This window comes from Parapedobacter brassicae (assembly GCF_051400755.1).
GTDB lineage: Bacteria > Bacteroidota > Bacteroidia > Sphingobacteriales > Sphingobacteriaceae > Parapedobacter.
Genome location: NZ_JBLFFL010000004.1, coordinates 158437 through 175828, shown reverse-complemented (window position 1 = coordinate 175828; position 17392 = coordinate 158437). Strand labels below are relative to the sequence as shown.

General features: G+C 49.3%; 17 protein-coding genes. 9 read left to right on the top strand and 8 right to left on the bottom strand.

Annotation, left to right across the window (positions count from 1 at the left end; translation table 11 throughout):
* Positions 1-88 precede the first annotated feature (88 nt).
* The 3 genes from ACMGDE_RS13310 to ACMGDE_RS13300 form a co-directional block, all read right to left on the bottom strand.
* Entirely contained in the window at positions 89-2743 is a 2655-nt protein-coding gene (locus ACMGDE_RS13310) for a DUF7133 domain-containing protein (RefSeq protein ID WP_436833298.1), read from the bottom strand.
* 107 nt (positions 2744-2850) lie between these two features.
* A complete protein-coding gene (locus ACMGDE_RS13305; protein WP_436833297.1) occupies positions 2851-3789 on the bottom strand; it encodes an SMP-30/gluconolactonase/LRE family protein in 939 nt (312 codons plus the stop codon).
* Between the two features lie 127 nt (positions 3790-3916).
* Entirely contained in the window at positions 3917-4051 is a 135-nt protein-coding gene (locus ACMGDE_RS13300; protein ID WP_436833296.1) for a hypothetical protein, read from the bottom strand.
* A gap of 128 nt (positions 4052-4179) precedes the next feature.
* Between ACMGDE_RS13300 and ACMGDE_RS13295 the strand changes: the two genes are divergently transcribed.
* Complete coding sequence (locus ACMGDE_RS13295; protein ID WP_436833295.1) at positions 4180-4488, top strand: hypothetical protein; 309 nt, start codon at positions 4180-4182, stop codon at positions 4486-4488.
* A 39-nt stretch (positions 4489-4527) separates the two neighbouring features.
* The gene (locus ACMGDE_RS13290) at positions 4528-4908 is read left to right on the top strand and encodes a hypothetical protein (RefSeq protein ID WP_436833294.1); all 381 of its coding nucleotides are present in this window, start codon (positions 4528-4530) and stop codon (positions 4906-4908) included.
* 45 nt (positions 4909-4953) lie between these two features.
* Here the strand turns inward: ACMGDE_RS13290 and ACMGDE_RS13285 are convergent, their stop codons facing one another.
* Genes ACMGDE_RS13285 through ACMGDE_RS13275 form a run of 3 tightly spaced genes read right to left on the bottom strand, consistent with a single transcriptional unit; the run spans position 4954 to position 6181 of the window.
* Positions 4954-5376, bottom strand: coding sequence for a tellurite resistance TerB family protein (locus tag ACMGDE_RS13285; protein ID WP_436833293.1), 423 nt, complete (start codon positions 5374-5376; stop codon positions 4954-4956).
* A 41-nt stretch (positions 5377-5417) separates the two neighbouring features.
* On the bottom strand, positions 5418-5885 hold the full coding sequence (locus ACMGDE_RS13280) for an SRPBCC family protein (protein ID WP_436833292.1): 468 nt from the start codon (positions 5883-5885) through the stop codon (positions 5418-5420).
* Positions 5882-6181, bottom strand: coding sequence for an RNA polymerase alpha subunit C-terminal domain-containing protein (locus tag ACMGDE_RS13275; RefSeq protein ID WP_436833291.1), 300 nt, complete (start codon positions 6179-6181; stop codon positions 5882-5884). The genes ACMGDE_RS13280 and ACMGDE_RS13275 overlap by 4 nt, the downstream gene beginning before the upstream one ends.
* Before the next feature lie 264 nt (positions 6182-6445).
* On the opposite strand from ACMGDE_RS13275, the gene ACMGDE_RS13270 reads away from it, so the two are divergent.
* Together ACMGDE_RS13270 and ACMGDE_RS13265 are read left to right on the top strand one after the other, a co-directional pair.
* Positions 6446-7402, top strand: a complete 957-nt coding sequence (locus ACMGDE_RS13270; protein WP_436833290.1) for a hypothetical protein — start codon at positions 6446-6448, stop codon at positions 7400-7402.
* 4 nt (positions 7403-7406) lie between these two features.
* A complete protein-coding gene (locus ACMGDE_RS13265; RefSeq protein WP_436833289.1) occupies positions 7407-7919 on the top strand; it encodes a putative glycolipid-binding domain-containing protein in 513 nt (170 codons plus the stop codon).
* A 12-nt stretch (positions 7920-7931) separates the two neighbouring features.
* Here the strand turns inward: ACMGDE_RS13265 and ACMGDE_RS13260 are convergent, their stop codons facing one another.
* Positions 7932-8282 (bottom strand): DUF6249 domain-containing protein, encoded by a 351-nt coding sequence (locus tag ACMGDE_RS13260; protein ID WP_436833288.1) that lies wholly within the window; start codon positions 8280-8282, stop codon positions 7932-7934.
* Between the two features lie 118 nt (positions 8283-8400).
* Here ACMGDE_RS13260 and ACMGDE_RS13255 point away from each other — a divergent pair, with 118 nt between their 5' ends.
* The 3 genes from ACMGDE_RS13255 to ACMGDE_RS13245 are packed head-to-tail and all read left to right on the top strand — an operon-like array spanning position 8401 to position 11523.
* Positions 8401-8949 (top strand): RNA polymerase sigma factor, encoded by a 549-nt coding sequence (locus ACMGDE_RS13255; protein WP_436833287.1) that lies wholly within the window; start codon positions 8401-8403, stop codon positions 8947-8949.
* Between the two features lie 9 nt (positions 8950-8958).
* Positions 8959-9363 (top strand): hypothetical protein, encoded by a 405-nt coding sequence (locus ACMGDE_RS13250; protein WP_436833286.1) that lies wholly within the window; start codon positions 8959-8961, stop codon positions 9361-9363.
* 9 nt (positions 9364-9372) lie between these two features.
* The gene (locus tag ACMGDE_RS13245) at positions 9373-11523 is read left to right on the top strand and encodes a phosphocholine-specific phospholipase C (protein ID WP_436833285.1); all 2151 of its coding nucleotides are present in this window, start codon (positions 9373-9375) and stop codon (positions 11521-11523) included.
* 98 nt (positions 11524-11621) lie between these two features.
* On the opposite strand, the gene ACMGDE_RS13240 is transcribed toward ACMGDE_RS13245, so the two are convergent.
* On the bottom strand, positions 11622-12371 hold the full coding sequence (locus ACMGDE_RS13240; protein ID WP_436833284.1) for a hypothetical protein: 750 nt from the start codon (positions 12369-12371) through the stop codon (positions 11622-11624).
* 321 nt (positions 12372-12692) lie between these two features.
* Here ACMGDE_RS13240 and ACMGDE_RS13235 point away from each other — a divergent pair, with 321 nt between their 5' ends.
* Together ACMGDE_RS13235 and ACMGDE_RS13230 are read left to right on the top strand one after the other, a co-directional pair.
* Positions 12693-15848, top strand: coding sequence for a SusC/RagA family TonB-linked outer membrane protein (locus tag ACMGDE_RS13235; RefSeq protein WP_436833283.1), 3156 nt, complete (start codon positions 12693-12695; stop codon positions 15846-15848).
* 12 nt (positions 15849-15860) lie between these two features.
* Positions 15861-17381: a RagB/SusD family nutrient uptake outer membrane protein gene (locus ACMGDE_RS13230; RefSeq protein ID WP_436833282.1), complete on the top strand. Its 1521-nt coding sequence runs from the start codon at positions 15861-15863 to the stop codon at positions 17379-17381.
* Positions 17382-17392 lie beyond the last annotated feature (11 nt).

The window sequence follows — 17392 nt, the reverse complement described above, 5'->3', positions numbered from 1 at the left end:
GCAATTTCTGCTGATTGTTTATTCGTTCATGGTGCCAACATTTGACTGCTCAAATAGTTTGATATGCTCAACCGTTTTTTTTAAATCGTCATTTTTGTCCTTCTAAATAAGCGATCAGCGAAGCCAGCTCCTGATAGCTCAGCGCATTGGCTAGTCCAGCGGGCATCATCGAGTATTCCAGTTCCTGCCGGTTTGCGATTTCTGATTTCGCGATCGTCGTCGCCGCTCCAGTGATGCTTCGGATGGTCAGTTTGTCTGCCGATTCCCCAGTCACAAATCCCACATATGCATTTCCGCCTTTGCTCTGGATCTGTACCGTTGAAAAACCCTGTGATATCGAGGCATTGGGCTTCAAAATCGATTCGGCAATTTGCTGTCGGTTCATGATCGAACCGATTTGCCCCATGAATGGCCCTTTCATCACTTCGCTTCGCTCGGTACTGTGGCAGGTCTTACATCCCTGGCGGACAAAAAGCGCTGCCCCTTCCTTGGGGTCGCCGTTGATTTTATCCAAGGCAAGCATGACATCCTCGATAGAAGATTCTCCTACCTGCCCCTTCTTGTTTTTGATTTTCTCCAAGTCCACCTGTGGTGCATCCTCTTTGGGCGGTTGAATATCGATAATGCCAAATTGATCAATTCCCAGTCGGTATTTGGTGTTGAGCATTTTAAAGAAATCCTTTCCCGTGCTTCCAGCTTGTTTCCATTGTTCCAGTAAAAATGTCCGGATGGTCGGCGTGGCATCCCATTCGATCGCTTTATAGTACGGTCCGTGGGTATCTGGCCGGGTGCTCCACCACCACGATGCGTCATAAGGTGCTTCTTGGTGGTAGATACGCGCTAAGGTGTTCATGAGCTGTGTTTTCAGCCGGTCGTCGTCCGCCTTTTCATAAGCAGCAATCAATGCTTGCACTACGCGGTCATCATGCATATACCGCATCGCCCATAAGGCCAGCTCTCGGTTGCCGGTATTCAGTGCGCCGATAGACTCGTCCACCGCATCCAGGGCCACCAGCGCTTTCACGGCCAGGTGTGGAATAATGATTTCCGTATTGGGTGTTGCATGCGGACCCTCCGTTCCCAAGTCGGGTGCTTTGAAGGATTCCGGCACCTTGATTTCCAGCAGGGCATTGATCGCTTCTTTTTTCCCCAATCGTCCAATGCCGATGATGGCTGCCGCGCTGACTCGGGGAGAGGCGGAGTGTAATCCGGTTAAGAAAGGCTCCAGCGGAACTTCTCCTGCCCATTCCTTGCGATCGGCCAGCGCCCTCAGGGCAAACTCCTGTAGGTCCGCATCAGCCGCAGCCTCCACCAATTGACTGATCCCGTCTTTGCCCGTCAACTGGGCATAGGTAAACAATGCTGCTACGCGTGATTCCATCGGAAGGGAAGTCTGTTCAACCAGTTTCCAAACCCGAGACGCCGCATCCGCCTTGTCCGGTCTGGCCAGCAGTTCGTATTGCGCGGCCTGCCTGGCCTTCGCATGCGCTGACTTGAGCATGTTGACCAGCTTCCGTTCAGATAGCCCCTGTACCGTTGCAAACGATTCATAGTCCAACCCTTTGGGTACAGCGCGTACCACATATCCGATATCCGGGCTTCCGGAGTACCCTGCGCCATCCCAGGCAGATAAGTACATGATCCCCGAGGCATCCATATCCACGTCCGTGATTTGCGGCAGCTGGATGAACTGTTCCTCTTGCTGCGTAAACGATGCGCCATCTTTTTCCACAGGGTGCCGGTAGAGGTAACTCCGGCCCCAATCGGCCATCAGCGGGGTATTGTTATATTCTTCCGGCCAGCGGTGGTCATTGAGGTACAGGGCGCCGGTTCCCGAGCCGCCTCCTAAATCGATCAATGCAGGAATAATTTCCTCGGTAAAATGTTTGAACAAAATAGGGTATCCGTATTCCCCCGTTTGGATTTGATTCGAAAAGCGGATATTCCAGCCACCGCCATCATTCGTATTGCCCCGCGCAAAAATATTCATAAACGGGTCGATCGCCACATCGTAGATATTTCGCAGGCCATGTGTATACACTTCCATCTCCGTGCCATCGGGTCGTACACGTATAATCCCACCGCCAAGCATGGTCAATTTCGTTCCATCGCGGTCCGTCGCATTGTGGAAACCAAAGTCACCCACGGCGATGTATATCCAGCCATCGATGCCTATTTGGATACCATTGGTAGCGTGGTCCGTACCGCGCTCGGCGAGAAAGGTCGGGTTGCTGATATCCGTAATCAGCGGTTTAGGTTCGCCATCCGCTATACCATCGCCATCTTGGTCTTCGTAGACAATGAGGTCCATATTGGCTGCCTTTTTGGTTTCATCCGAAAAGCGGGTGTGCAACACGAATACCTGATCGCCCAACGCGAGTACTCCCCTGGGATTATCCATGCGAGCAAATACCGTATGTGTATCCAAGATGCCGTCCCCATTACAATCGACCAATTTGACGACCGCCCCATGTCCCATTTCTTTTCCGAGGGAACCCATTTTGTCCACACCCACGAACACCTCGCCCGAAGCCGCCACCGCCAGGCACGCCGGACTGGGCACCAAGTCAGCACCCGCAAAAACCTTCATATCCAGATTTTCGGGCCATTTCAGGCTCGCGGCGAGCGAGTCAGTCAACGCCGTATACCGGTCTTCAGTTGCAGGGGTACAGTTTTTAGTTTCAGAATCACATGCCGAAGCCAAAAGCGCGGAAGCCGTTATTATCCAAAAAAAATTTCTCATTTGTCTTTGATACGTTTTTACGAGCGGTAAAGATAAACATGTTTGTGAAAAGTCAAAGGGACGCGTATAAGGTGATGACGAGGTCAAATGCTACCCCGGCGCAGCGATCACCTCAGTTTGATTCGCAGCACTTGGCTGTCATTCGTTACATACAAAGTCTTTTCATCGGCAGATAACGCCACGTTTGATACAGCCTCATCCAGTCGGATCTTTCCCAGCACCTTGCCATCACGGTTGAATATCCATACACCTCCAGGGCCGCTGGCAAATACAATTCCGTTTTTGTCGATTTTCAATCCATCAGGTAGCCCTTTTAGTCCATTTCGTTCATGGGTGGCGCTGTAAAACAGTACAGGGGTCGTCGTCGTATCCCCAGCATCAAGCAGGTACCAGTTGGCCGCATCCGGATCGGACGAGGCTACCAGCAATTTCGTCTCACCCGGGAAAAATGCAATGCCGTTCGGCCTTGTAATACTATCCGCCAATAGGGTCACCTCACCGTTCGACTTTACTTTATATACCCCATTAAATGCCGTTTCTTTTGCCGGGTCATCGTCATTTTGGGCGGGCAGGCCATAGGGTGGGTCTGTAAAAAACAGCTCACCTGCGCGGTTATACACGGCATCATTAGGACTGCTGAAACGCTTGCCGTCATATTGATCGGCCAAGGTGATGAATGTCGCTTCCGGCTTCTTCAATGGTGCGTCCATTTTAGCCATCTGCCGGTTGCCATGCTGGCATAGCACCAGACTACCACCGCTATCCAGCAACAAGCCGTTACTGCCCGGCTCCTTGCTTTGTGTGGGTTCGGTGCCCGTATAGCCGCTCGGGTTCAAGTAGACCTCCGTGCCGTTTGCTTCCGTCCATTTGTAGACCGTGTTCGCCGGTACATCCGAAAACAACAACATTTGTTCATTTTCTACCCACAGCGGTCCTTCGCTCCAGTCAAAGCCTTCGGCTATAATTTCAGCCGTTGCGTTTGTGTCGATAATGGCATCCAATGCCGGGTCAAGGCGTTCAATTCGGCCAGTTGTCTTATACGTCATTTGTGTTGGTTGTTGTGCATTGTTGCAGGCTATTGCCATGGTCAAAGCAATTGGGATAAGCGTCAGTTTCATAGGTAACAAACTTAAATAAAATGCTTTGCATTCACGAATACCTATTAAAGGCAACTTAAACAGGAGTAGTCGGCGGGGTCGGCTGCCTCTCTATGGCGCGGACGATACGTCCGGTTACCGAGCGAGGTGCCACCTGTATCCCGATTGAATACGCCTTGGATGCCGGAGGCCAACTTGATGCCAGCTTCATGCTAATTTGATGCCGATTGGAAGGCAATCATTGCTATCAAGTCCGCTTTGGTGTGCCTTTAACGCGCATGGTTCCACCGAAGCCGGGGACAAGCCGAATAGGGAACGTTACTGTACGTGATTTAGATGATGGCTTGGCCGGAACAGATGATTGCCGGAAAATATCAAGAACACCGTTTTAAAACTAATTGTGTAACTTTGAGTGGAATAACTTATTCACCGATTAAATCTTACGTTATGAAAGCTTTCTGTTTCGTATACTTTATATTCCCAATGGTGGTCTTGGGACAGCAAACAGATTTCCCGCTTGGCATAAAGCGGCAACCCGATTTAAATTTCCCAGCTGGCGTAAAACAGCAACCCGATACCACGTTCAAAGTCATCCGTGTTCAGGAGAACGAGAAGAAAGGCGGTCCGGCATATCTCATCAACGGTTAACGTGTCCACCCATCGGTACTGAAAACATTGACCCCAAAAATGATTGAGCACCTCGAAGTGATGAAGGAGTCGGCTGTGGCCAGCAACCCTGCTTACCGCGGTGAAATTCATATCACCACCAAGGCGCAGTATTCTCCTAAGTTCATTTCCCTGACGGCGCTGCAATCGAAATACGCGCCCGAAGCAAAGGGATTTGTCATTTTCATGGTTGATGATGAGCTGGTCAAGGAAGATTATGATTTATTTTGTGTAGACGAAACCAACCTCCTAACCATTTACATCGACAAGGTTTCAAATGCGGCTGAAGGTATCGATATCCCACTGATCAAGGTGCTCACGAAATCGGAGAAAAACATCAACGATCGCAACACCATCTGGATTAGGGGCACTGCCTATCATAAGCCGTCAGGCACTCCATAGGTTCCGAGGGCAAATGGACCAATTCATTCGTTACTCGTTTGATGATTACGACGCTGTTTTGTTGAATAGCTGGCTGAGTTGGGAGAGTATGGATAGTTCCGCTTTGTTTTTGTTCCGGAAGGAGGCCGCAACATGGTCTGCGGTTTCCATGATGCGTTTTTTAAGAGCGGCATTGAAGAAATCAGGATGTTCCTTGACAAATGCTTCGAACCGTTCGTAGGCTTTAGCGGCACGGGGCATCTCCTCTTGCAACCAGTCAAATACCGCTTCTACCTGAAAAGCAGCATCGCTATCAAATTCATCGGTGCTCTCATCGAACGTCAGCCATTTGTCCTTGACTTCTTTTTTTAATGTGCCGATCTCTTCTGCTGTGATCTCCCTGTCGGCAGCAGCGATGGCATATAGCAAATAACCTAGTTTCCTATAGAACTCCAACCATTTTTGATTTGAATGCTTGGCATGTGTCATGTAGTCTATTAATAAAAATCCATTATTCCAGTTAGTAGGTATTATTTTTGCGTTAGATGCGGAAATTTATCCCGCACCAGGTTTAGCTCAATTCCAAACTCCAAATACGCCTTTAGTCCGTCCAGTACAGTCGTAAAGCCGCCCGTATTGTCATTGATTGCTTCAATGAGTTCGTCTCCCGTTTGGTGGAAGCCATAATTTTTGATAACCACGTAGGTGGTATCGTCGGTCAGCGCCGTAAACGCAAAATCAACCGTGGTGGCGGGATCGCCCCATTCAAACACTATTTTGTTGTCCGGTATGATTTCCGTTACCCGCACATCACTCGACACGTGATACATTTCCCATTCCCAAGTAATGGTTTTGCCCGTTTCAAGCCGGCCACTTGATTTGGTAAACCAAAATTTGGTCGTCACAGCAGGGTCAATGAATGCCTCAAAAACCGTCGCAACAGGTTTCCTGATCATCATTTGGGTTTCTACCGTCGGTGTTTTTTTTGCTGCCGTCATCTCCTGTTTTTAAATGTTAGCCCTTTTTCAGCTAATGCTGCAAGGAGTCTTGGTATTGAGCCTTGTCCAAATCCATGAAGTTTCAATAGCTCCTGTTCGCTGTAATTGGCAAGGTCTTGAAGTGTTGCAATATTTTCTCGTTCCAAAGCCCTCCTGGCGGGTGCGGAAAGCACCGAAAGAAAGCCCTCCTGCGGTTTCCGTTCCTGTTCACAAATCGGGCAAGCCGGGCAATCACTACTTTTATAGTATTGATGCCCTTTATCACAGGTTCTCAACGTTTTTCTACTTGTCTGCATGTTGTCGGTCGAATTATTCGTCGTCTTGTTCCCGAGTTGTTTATCCAATGTTCAGCTTTCTACCAAAGTTAGTAAAAAGCACCAATGAAACCATCATGATTTTTAAAATCACACAGTGGAATGACTAAATCATGACAGCTTCATCACCATTAAAAAACAAATTTAGACAGATGAAAAAAACACAGGCATTGTACGGAAACCAATGCTAGAGCCATATCGGATAATCACTTCGTTTCGTAACTTTACTAAAAGAAAACCTTCGGCATGAAAATTAAGTTCATCACCTGTTTGACGGCCCTGGCTGGTTTGATCGGTTTCAGGCCGCAATACAATCATGCCCCCATCAGTTTGGCCCGCTCGCTTGCAGAACGATACCCCTACGATATCGGCATAGAACAAGATCCTGATGTCCTTTACGCAGAGAAATTCAGTGATGGCCTGGCCAATATCTTGGCCAGGTATACAGACGTGCTCAACGGCGACGGAATGAGCCTCGATACCCTAGACGTTCCCGCCAAGGGCTCCGTTGCCATTAAAATGACCAATCAGGGGGGTAAAAACGACGGAGGGCATTTATTCAAACGCTTCAATCCGGGATTTGACAGCACCGTTTATGTGCGGTATTACGTAAAATACCCACGAAGCTCAGAAGGGTACATCCATCACGAAGCGGTTTGGATTGGCGGCTATAACCCCTCAACAGGTTATCCAAGCCCCCAAGCAGGTACCTGCGGACTGGGAGATAAACGTATCGCAATCGCGTATGAACCTGTCAATGCGCCCAATATGGACACGTATCTTTATTGGGGCGACATGCGGGCTGGCGCCCGCGGAAAATGCTATGGCAATGATATGATCAACGGTGGTCCACAGGCACAGCAATTGGAGTGGGACCGGTGGATGTGCATTGAACTGATGATCAAGCTCAACCATCCGGCAACGGCATACAACGGAGCGTTAACGATTTGGCAAGACGGCATTGAAGTGGGGCATTGGGGTCCCGGTTTTCCAAATGGAAATTGGGACCTCGATTCTTGGTTCAACGATCCGGCAGGGAAGCCATTTGAAGGGTTTCGTTGGCGGACAGATGGAAAACTGAATCTCAATTACCTCTGGATTGAATTCTATGACGATACCACACCGGAGGGGCAGTCCCATCACATCAAATTTTCTAACCTGATCGTTGCCAGAACGTACATCGGACCGATCAAAAAGTCATAATGGAATGAACGCACAACATGTGATCTGGCAGGGCCTTTATTACCGCACCATGGAACACCTCATCGTGCAGCAGCATGACACCGGCTACCAAATCCAAGGCCATATCATCGGCGAGACAAAAGGCCATCCGCTTGACATGCACTATATGATACTTACAGACACTGCATGGACCACCCAGCGGGTGTCCGTCACGGTAGAGACCGAACCGGTATTCGTGTTGGACTTACATGAAGAAGCGTTTGCTGCCTGCATAGATGTGGATATTTCCATGAGTCCTTTTACCAATACATTGACCATCAACCGCACCAAGCTGCCAGTCGGTGGGTCCACTGATAACACCGTGTTGTACGTTGATATCGAAAACCGGTTGCATAAGCCCGTTCGTCAACGGTATACCCGTGTCGATCACGACTGGTACCGCTATGAAAACCTAGAAAGCGGTTTTGTCTCCATGGTCCAATGTGATGAAAACGGCTTCATTATCCATTATCCCGGTATCTGGGAACGGATTTACTAAGGGGTGTCCAGCTCATTCCGGACGCTGCCCGGCGGGCTTGCCGTTTACCATGAAATAATACACCAGAAATCCAAGCGCGATAAACGTACCTTCGATACCATAGGGTAGCGGTGAGTCATATTCATATGGCACATACTCCAACACGATCAGGCCAATGCCGGCGAATAAGAGGAGAATCCCCCACTTCAATGCGCTGTACCGGTTGTCCACCTTGCTGGCAAACAATCCTTTGATCAACTTCTCATCGGTGAGTCCGGAGGAGACAATCCGCGAACGGAGCCGGTACTTCAGGATGGTTTCGATAATGTAAGCGATCGTGAAAAAGACCGTGCCGACGATAAATATTGGTTCTACATGATTCATATCTGTTGTTTTTGATGTTAACTGCCCCATGTGACTGTCGCGGCGATGCAAAAGTTGCAAGAATTTAATTTTCTTTTTTGAAACCTATATCGCACCGCCGTCGTCTAACAAGGCAACGATGTGTCCGGACCATGAACTGATAGCAAAAATAACTGCGGGAAACCTCCATGCATTTCGGCTATTGGTAAGCCGGTATGAAAGGCTCGTGCAGCGCATGGTGCAACGGGTAGTAAAAGATGAGGATCATGTAAAAGACGTGTCTCAGGAGGTCTTCATTAAAGTATATAAAAATCTCAGCCGTTTCAAGCACGAGAGCAAGCTATCTACTTGGATAGCCCAGATTGCTTATACGACAAGCTTGGATTACTTGAAAAGCACCCAACGGAGACGTCGTCTGACAGATGAGGTGGATGACCGCCATCACCACATTGAAGGCGGTCCCGACCCGGAGCAGGTGCTAAACCAAAAAGAATTGCATACCTTTATGGTGCAACTGATTGATCAGTTGCCTGAAAATTATCGGCTGGTGGTTAACCTTTTCCACATGGATGATTATTCCTACCAGGAAATCGTGGATATCACGGGGCTGTCGGCGGGCACCATTAAAAGCCACCTCTTTAGGGCAAGGCAGCTATTGAAAGACAAATTGGCTAAACTAATAAAATAGGAGGGACCGATGAAACCAACCGACGAACAGCTGAAGCAGCTATTGCGGGAGCAGGAGGAGATCGAGCAGCGGCCATTGACGGAGCGAGACATCGAGGCGTACAGCTTGCTGCTGGAATCGATGAACCATGAACGTAAAACGCAGACGGATACATCCGTTGCGGTGGTGGATGCCGTGATGGCCGAGATTGCCCTGCTTGAAGAGCGGAAAGACCGCAGGCGGGATGCCATTACACTCGTTTCAGCGGTATGTGTTGGCCTGTTGGCCACAGCAATATGTTATTATTTCGTAGATTACGCGTTGCTAACAGCAGGATTATCCTGGCTCAAGGCGCATGCTCCGGTTGTTGCCTTTATCATCATCGCCGTTGGCATCATTCAATTCGCTGACAAAAAATTGATTTCCCGAAATTAAAGCCCGAATATGTCCAAACTACACCGCAGAGAGTTCATTAAATTATCCGCGACCGCAGGCCTTGGGGCTTCCATATGGGAGCCGCTCTTGCAAAGAGCATTGGCCGTGGAAGCACACAATGCGACCCGTTCGATAAAAGATGTAGAGCACATCGTCATCCTCATGCAGGAAAACAGATCCTTCGATCATTATTTCGGAGCGATGAAAGGTGTCCGCGGGTTTGGAGATCGCTTTCCGATACCACTTGAAAGCGGCCAGCGGGTGTTTCATCAGTCAGACGGCGAGAAGATCGTGCCCCCTTACCGGGCCGATAGAAAAAAATCAAATGCAGCACTCATCAACGGCACCCCGCATAATTTTCCGGATACCCAAGCCGCCTGGAACCAAGGGAAGTACGGATTTTGGCCGCTGTTCAAGACACCTTATTCCATGGCGTACTACACAAGGGAAGAGATTCCTTTTCAATATGCCATGGCAGAATATTTTACGATTTGTGATGCCTATTATTGTTCCATTGCCACCGGTACCGACCCTAACCGGATCGTGTTTTGGTCAGGATCGGTACTCAACCCCGACAAACGAGCTGCTGGCATTAATTGTACCGACGCAGATTCCGAGCCGGTCAACCTGCGCTGCTGGATCAAAGGGGAGATGCCCGAACCGGGCTATACGTACCAGGGGAGTGCCTTCACATGGCCCACCATACCAGACGTGTTGCAGGAAGCCGGTATCAGTTGGCGCATTTACCAGGATCCCAATGATAACTGGACAGGAGCCATGCACGGTTGCTTGGCGTTTGAAAGCTTCCGGAATGCCAAACCCGGCGACCCGATTTATGAAAACGGCATGCGGCATTGGTCGCTTCAAGACCTTGCGAATGACGTTAAAAACAACACCTTGCCCCAAGTAAGTTGGATACTGCCATCGCAAAGCAATTCAGAACACCCCGGAGCGCCCTCCAGTCCGTACCGGGCATCCAATTTCACGCACGAGGTATTGTCTGCCATTACCTCCAATCCGGACGTATGGAGCAAGACGGTTTTTTTCCTGACCTTTGATGAAAACGACGGCCTTTTCGATCACCTGCCGGCGCCCGCAGTGCCTTCTTACAACCTGGATAATACCCTCGCCGGCAAATCGACACTGGACGTCGCCGGCATGTATTTTCATAACGACAAGGATAACCTCGAAGACACCGCGACCAAGCGGGTCTATATCGACCAACGAGACACCATTTCAGGCAACCTACGGCCATGGGGCATGGGTCCCCGTGTACCGATGTATATCCTTTCTCCCTGGAGCAAGGGGGGGTGGGTGGATTCCGCCGTGGCGGACCATACATCGGTAGCGCAGTTCATTGAAAAAAGGTTCGGTGTGACCGTCCCCGCTATCTCGCCATGGCATCGTGCCATCAGTAGCGACCTTACTTCAGCATTTGATTTCGTCACGCCCAATGATCCGAAATTCCCGGTCATGCCGGATACTTCCGGATTTGAAAAAATAGACGCCGCATCAAAAGAACTGCCCAAAGCTGCCGCCCCCGTGCAACCGTCGAAATTATACCAAGAAAAAGGAACCCGTTTTTCGAGAGCGCTTCCGTACCAGCTGCACTGCACGCTGCAATACCGGAAAGACGATGGTCAGGTGCAGCTTGTTTTTGAGAATAAAGGCCATAAAGGTGCTGTATACCATGTGTACGACATGAAGCGGCTGCACCTGATTCCACGGCGATACACGGTAGAAGCAACCAAATCGCTGACCGATGAATGGGATGTAAAAGACACTGCAGGTGCCTACGACCTAGAAGTATATGGTCCCAATGGTTATTTCCACAAAATCACCGGTAATATCAAGGATATTGAACCCGAAATCCAATTGGAGTACGATCATGCCAAAAGCGGCATTTCTATCCTGCTGCGACATCATTCGGCCACTCCTTTAAGCATCGAAATCATGGCCAATGCATACGATTACCCGAAATCAGACCCCATTGTCTTACACCCTAAGAAAGCACTCAGAAGATATATAAACCTTAAAAAAAGCGACAATTGGTACGATTTTACCATCAAAACAGCAAGTGGTTTTTTGCACCGTTTTGCCGGAAGAGTAGAAACGGGCAAACACAGCGTCAGTGATCCCGCAATGGCGGCAGAACTATAGAACCCATATCATATTCACGTTGGGTAAGGCCGGTATTTTCTGGGACGGTGAGGTTTACAGGCCATTTGCCACGGAAGGCGGGCATAGTGATTTTGCCCTCATCGGGGCAGCCTACTATGGCGCTTATGGGCAACATTAGGCGGACCTGCGTTCTTATATTCGGCTAAACAACTGTCAAGTGGTTTACCTTCATGATAGATGCAATCGCAAAAGTCTTCACACGCCTCCGGGTTGCTATTAGCAGCACACCCATTTCTGCATTCAACTAAAGAGTTACCGGGCCGGATATCGTAGATAAACCGGTTTATTACGATTACCGAAACCACGGTGGCAATAACAACGCAAAAAAACGTAAACGGAAACCTGTTGCTCAACGTTTTCTTCTTTGTTGCATAACCGTCGGCATTGGCTTGTTTGATGGGCAAAACATGTTTTAATCGATCATAATCCCAACACAGCAAATACAAGCTTGCCATTGCCATCAGCGTAGTGATACGGGTGCCTTCAAACCGAACGGCATAAGCCAGGATACAGATGTTCAAGATAATGGGAAAATATATAAGCGCACCAAGAAGCGCCGTTCTCGGAATGAGCAATAAAAGCGCAGCCGTCACCTGTAAAACCCCGATAAACGTATAATAGAAACCTGTCAGATGCAGCGCCTCAAAATAATGACCCAATGGATGATTAACCGGTAACGCAGTGAACCGTTCTCCCATGATTTTTACGATGCCCGATGGGATAAATCCGAGTGCCAAAACGATGCGACAAAAAATGGAGAAATAATGAAACCACCTATTTCCTTTAGCTTCATAATACCGCTCTCCGAACTTGTTCAATGTATTCATAAAATAAAGGTTTAAATGACTAATCCCTTTTTTTGCCTAAAGTACTTTGCAAAACAAAGTTAAAGAAAACACTTTGTATTTCAAAGTAATTACGTGATATTTTCTGCTATGGCAGGGGAATCCTGGTATGGGACAGCTTCAAACTAATTGATGATTTGTTAACCTTTTATCAACCTTACCCTAACACGGACCGGGTAGTTTTGCCGCTGGTCATCAATTAGCGGCGAAAACATGTGTTACAGGTCTCTCAAACTAGTATTGCTTTTATTATTAGCTTCTTTTTCTTCATCAATAGAAGCGCGCAACTTACCCCTAGCGCCCTTGGGATTAGAAATCAGGCATCGTCAAACCACGATTTCCGGAAAAGTAACCGACGAAGACGGTAATCCGATTGCAGGTGCAACGGTCACGAATAAGTCCAATCAATCGGCTACCCAAACCAATACTGATGGGACATTCACCCTTAGCGGTGCCGTCGGCGATCAACTGAGTGTCCGGTATCTTGGGTACACCGAAGTCGATCGGGAAGTCACCTCCCAAGACAACAACACCATCATCCTGACGCTTGCTGAAAACATGATGGAAGAGGTCATGGTGTCTATCGGCTACCAGCAGGTCCGCAAGTCGGATGTCACCGGGGCGATCGCGAATGTCAAATCCGAGGAGCTGAACTTAACTTCGCCCAAATTGTCTCAAGCCTTGGTTGGCAAGCTGGCCGGTGTGCAGGTATCGCAAACCAGCGGAGCGCCTTATGAAGGCACTAAGATCCGCGTCCGCGGTATGGGGTCTATCAATGCCAGTTCCGAGCCCCTGTATGTGATAGACGGCTACCCGGCAAGCAACTTGAATATCAATCCGAATGACATTGAGTCTATCGACGTGTTGAAAGACGCGGCATCAGCGGCCATTTATGGTTCGCGTGCATCGGGCGGTGTGGTGCTGATCACCACCAAGAGAGGCAAGGAAGGACGGAGCACGGTAGATTACGAAGTACTCGGTGGTTTCGGTCAGCTGTCCAAGAAAGTCGACTTATTGAATGCAGCCGAATTCATCGATTTAATCATCGACGGTCGAAATAATAGTTACAAAGACCTGGTCATTACCAGGGGGTTGACCTGGACGGATGAGATGCTTCGAGATGACAATGCCGCCCGTGTTGCCCGTGTCGGCAACGCTGGCTCTGTCAGCATCCCCGAAGATTACTATGATTTTGCTACCGGCCTTGCCAAGCAGTCGCCCTATGATACCGATTGGCAGGATGCATTATACCGCAATGCGCCATTTCAGCGACATAACCTGTCTATTTATGGGGGCGGCGAAAAAACCCGGTATTTCGTGAGTGGATCGTACCAAAATCAAGACGGGGTCATGTTGGGCACGGACCAGCAGGTATATAATTTCAGGGTAAATGTAGACTCCAAAGTGAGCGAGCGCTTTACGGTCGGTGCCAATGTTGCCTTCACCTATAACGATAATAACGAAGTCACCACCGGCCGGTACGATAGAAGTCCGTCCATGGCGGCATTGATTTATTTGCCCACCTTGCCGGTCTATAACGAAGACGGGACCTACGCCCAATACCTGATGGGCGATTTGTCGGCCAATAATTACGGCATCCAGAACCCCGAAAATCCCCTGGCCTATGTGACCCAAATCAAAAACAATCGTCGCGGCAAACGGGGCTTTTATAATGCGTTCGCCGATTTTAAAATTATCGACGGTTTAAACCTAAAGGCAAACGGAGGGATCACCACGTATGACGAAAAATATGACTATTACCGCCCCACGAGCATTTCGGATGGCAACAATCCGCCATTTTCAAGCAATGCTAAAACAGCCGCTTACGCCGATGCCAACACGCGGGGCGAGGTGGATAAACTGATCGAAACGACATTAAATTATAACAAGACTTTTAACGAAATACACCAAATAAATGCATTGTTGGGCTATTCGGCACAGCGGACGGACGTAGACTATATGGCTGTCCGCGCCAACGGATTCCAGAGCGATGCGATCGGGGAGATCACCGACAAAGGGGCCGACCCTTCCAATTTCCAATTGCGGGATGCATTTAAACGGGCCACTACGCTGCAGTCTTATTTCAGCCGGGTGATGTATACCTATGACTCGAAGTATTTCTTATCCGCTTCGTTCCGGACGGATGGATCGTCACGTTTCGGTCCCGAAAGTAAGTGGGGCACGTTCCCCTCCGTTTCGGCAGGCTGGACCTTATCCAATGAAAACTTTTACCACGATTGGTTAGGTGAGCAATCCTCCGTAAAACTGCGTGCCAGTTGGGGGCTTAGTGGCAATAATAACATCGGCGACTATCGAGCCATCACTGTGTATAACGCTCCGGGCGGGGTGATCATCGGCGACAATGTGGCTACGGCCTATTGGCCGGGCGACCTATACGACCCGAACCTGGGGTGGGAGTCCACTTCACAGTTTAACGGTGGGTTGGATTTCGGCTTGCTACGCGGACGGTTAAACATCTTTACCAACCTTTACCTAAGCCGTTCATTTAATTTATTGTTCAACCAACCCATCACCGCTGTATCCGGAGCGACCACCATCCTGACCAACCTACCGGACAGCAAAGTCGAAAACAAGGGCTTCGATGTGCAGGTAGATGCTGCGATCGTGAGAAACAGTGATTTTGATCTTGGGCTCAGCGGCAATATCATGGTCAACCGTAATAAGGTGCTCGATCTGGGCGGGGCATCGACCATCATCACCAATGGAGCTGAGCGTTCCTACCTGACGCATATCACGCAAGAGGGAAGTCCGATCGGCATGTTTTATGGCTTTAAGGTGTTGGGCGTCGCCACGGAAGAAAACTATCAGGAAGTAGCGCCCTCTGCCGCATCGACCAATCCCATGCAACCCGGTGATCTATACTTTGAAGATGTCGATGGCAATGGCGTAGTGAATGACGACGATAAACGCATCATTGGCAATCCGCATCCGAAATTCACCTATGGGTTTGCGCTGAACGCGCGTTATAAAAGCATTGACCTGCGCGCGTCCTTTAATGGGTCGCATGGCAACCAGATGCTGGATGGTTACGATTATTACCTTTATAATATGGAGGGTTCGGGCAATCAATATGCCGACGTTGCACAGCGGTGGCGGTCGCCAGCAGAACCCGGCAACGGCAAGGTATACCGCGCTTCCAGGGGCGGTACCCAAAGCAACAGCACGCGCTTGTCTACGTTCTACCTGCAAGATGCCTCCTATTTTCGGATGACCAATATCCTTTTAGGTTACACCTTGCCGCAGACAACGGCCAATAAGTTGCTGCTAAGTGGGCTGCGCATTTATGGCAGTGTGGATAACCCCTTCACCATATCCAAATACAAAGGCTATAATCCCGAGTCCGACTACGATCAGCGCGGCAACTTGACACCGGGTGTAGACTATGGGTTATATCCCCTGGTACGGTCGTTTAATGTAGGTTTGAAAGTGACATTCTAACGTAGACAAATCATGAAAAAGAGATATTTAATGCCGTTTGTTCTTTTCGCATTGGCGGCATGCGAGCAAGATTTTTTGAATCAGCAAGATCCCAATGCGGTGTCTGTAGAGGGCTATTTCAAGACCGAAAATGACGTGCTGCTTGCGGTGAATGGCATTTACCAAGTCTTACGTTCCGGCAGCACCTTGGGTGAGACCAGTACGTTATACAGTGAAGAGCGATCAGACAATGCAGGCAGGGATGATAACCAATCCAATGCCGGGGAACCCTTTCAATTTAATGACTTTTCGTTGCTGGCGGGCAATACCTATCTGCGGACACACTGGTCAGCGATGTACGACGGTATTGCACGGTGCAACACGCTATTATCCCGCATTGACCAGGTGACCTTCAGCGATGAAGCGCTGAAGCAACGTTACATGGCCGAGACGAAGTTCGTCCGTGCATTACTTTACTTTCACATGGTCAGAAAGTTCGGCGCCATCCCATTGTCCATTCAAGAGATCAAAACCAAGGAAGAAGCAGACGAAATCGCCTTCAGGCAGGAAGAATCAGTCGTTTATCAGCAGATCGTGGCAGACCTGTCCGATGCGTTGGCGAGCGATCTGCCCAACACACAAGGGGAGTATGCGGTGGGTCGCACCTCCAAAGCTGCCATCAACGCCCTGCTGGGACAGGTTTACCTGACCATGGGTGCTACACTGGCCGACGGCAAAGCGGAAAACTTCCAGCAGGCCGAGCAATACTTGGCCGCAGCCTATGGCATGCGCACATTTGGCCGGCTCAGCGAAATCCCCTATGCTGATGTGTTTGATGTAACCAAAAAGAACACCTGCCCGGAACTGATTTTTCAGGTACAGTATCTACAGGGCGATCAAAACTACAGCTCCAGTATTGCCAGAAATAACCAGGCACGCGGCGAAACCATCAACTCGCAGTTCAATTCCACCGGCAGTGGCGGCAACGTAAAATTGGACCTGGTGAAAGATTACGAGGCAGGCGATATCCGCAAGGAGTTTTCCATCAAATTTGCAGCCAACCCCCAAGTCAACGATTGGTTTGTTACCAAGTTCAGGGATAAAAGCGACGCTGCCGGCACGGCAGGCTGGGGCGGCAACGATTGGATCCTCATCCGTTATGCAGACGTGATGCTGCTCCTGGCCGAGGCAAAAATGCAGTTGAACAAAACCGACGAAGCCATTGCCTTGCTAGATGAGGTTCGCGAACGGGCAGGCTTGCCCGCCTACGCCCAAGCACGTACAGATGCTACTTACAATGCGAAGTATCCAACCTTAAAAGATGCCATCCTGCATGAGCGTCGCGTAGAACTGGCTTTTGAAAACCACCGGTGGTTTGACCTGATCCGCAATTACGACGCAGACGAATTGGAAGCTTACTTTAGGGCCAAAAGCCAGGCCGATTATGGCAATGCGCAGCTATCGAACATTTCCACCAAAGACCGGTACTATCCGATTCCATTTGATGAGTATAAGCTAGACCCCGAGCGCATGTACCAAAATCCTGGCTATTAATTCTTCATGAT

Bases quoted from the DNA above. Each gene is read 5' to 3' on its own strand.
- ACMGDE_RS13310 (WP_436833298.1), bottom strand. From the start codon at position 2,743: ATGAGAAATTTTTTTTGGATAATAACGGCTTCCGCGCTTTTGGCTTCG.
- ACMGDE_RS13305 (WP_436833297.1), bottom strand. From the start codon at position 3,789: ATGACGTATAAGACAACTGGCCGAATTGAACGCCTTGACCCGGCATTG.
- ACMGDE_RS13300 (WP_436833296.1), bottom strand. From the start codon at position 4,051: ATGAAGCTGGCATCAAGTTGGCCTCCGGCATCCAAGGCGTATTCAATC.
- ACMGDE_RS13295 (WP_436833295.1), top strand. From the start codon at position 4,180: ATGGCTTGGCCGGAACAGATGATTGCCGGAAAATATCAAGAACACCGT.
- ACMGDE_RS13290 (WP_436833294.1), top strand. From the start codon at position 4,528: ATGATTGAGCACCTCGAAGTGATGAAGGAGTCGGCTGTGGCCAGCAAC.
- ACMGDE_RS13285 (WP_436833293.1), bottom strand. From the start codon at position 5,376: ATGACACATGCCAAGCATTCAAATCAAAAATGGTTGGAGTTCTATAGG.
- ACMGDE_RS13280 (WP_436833292.1), bottom strand. From the start codon at position 5,885: ATGACGGCAGCAAAAAAAACACCGACGGTAGAAACCCAAATGATGATC.
- ACMGDE_RS13275 (WP_436833291.1), bottom strand. From the start codon at position 6,181: ATGCAGACAAGTAGAAAAACGTTGAGAACCTGTGATAAAGGGCATCAA.
- ACMGDE_RS13270 (WP_436833290.1), top strand. From the start codon at position 6,446: ATGAAAATTAAGTTCATCACCTGTTTGACGGCCCTGGCTGGTTTGATC.
- ACMGDE_RS13265 (WP_436833289.1), top strand. From the start codon at position 7,407: ATGAACGCACAACATGTGATCTGGCAGGGCCTTTATTACCGCACCATG.
- ACMGDE_RS13260 (WP_436833288.1), bottom strand. From the start codon at position 8,282: ATGAATCATGTAGAACCAATATTTATCGTCGGCACGGTCTTTTTCACG.
- ACMGDE_RS13255 (WP_436833287.1), top strand. From the start codon at position 8,401: ATGTGTCCGGACCATGAACTGATAGCAAAAATAACTGCGGGAAACCTC.
- ACMGDE_RS13250 (WP_436833286.1), top strand. From the start codon at position 8,959: ATGAAACCAACCGACGAACAGCTGAAGCAGCTATTGCGGGAGCAGGAG.
- ACMGDE_RS13245 (WP_436833285.1), top strand. From the start codon at position 9,373: ATGTCCAAACTACACCGCAGAGAGTTCATTAAATTATCCGCGACCGCA.
- ACMGDE_RS13240 (WP_436833284.1), bottom strand. From the start codon at position 12,371: ATGAATACATTGAACAAGTTCGGAGAGCGGTATTATGAAGCTAAAGGA.
- ACMGDE_RS13230 (WP_436833282.1), top strand. From the start codon at position 15,861: ATGAAAAAGAGATATTTAATGCCGTTTGTTCTTTTCGCATTGGCGGCA.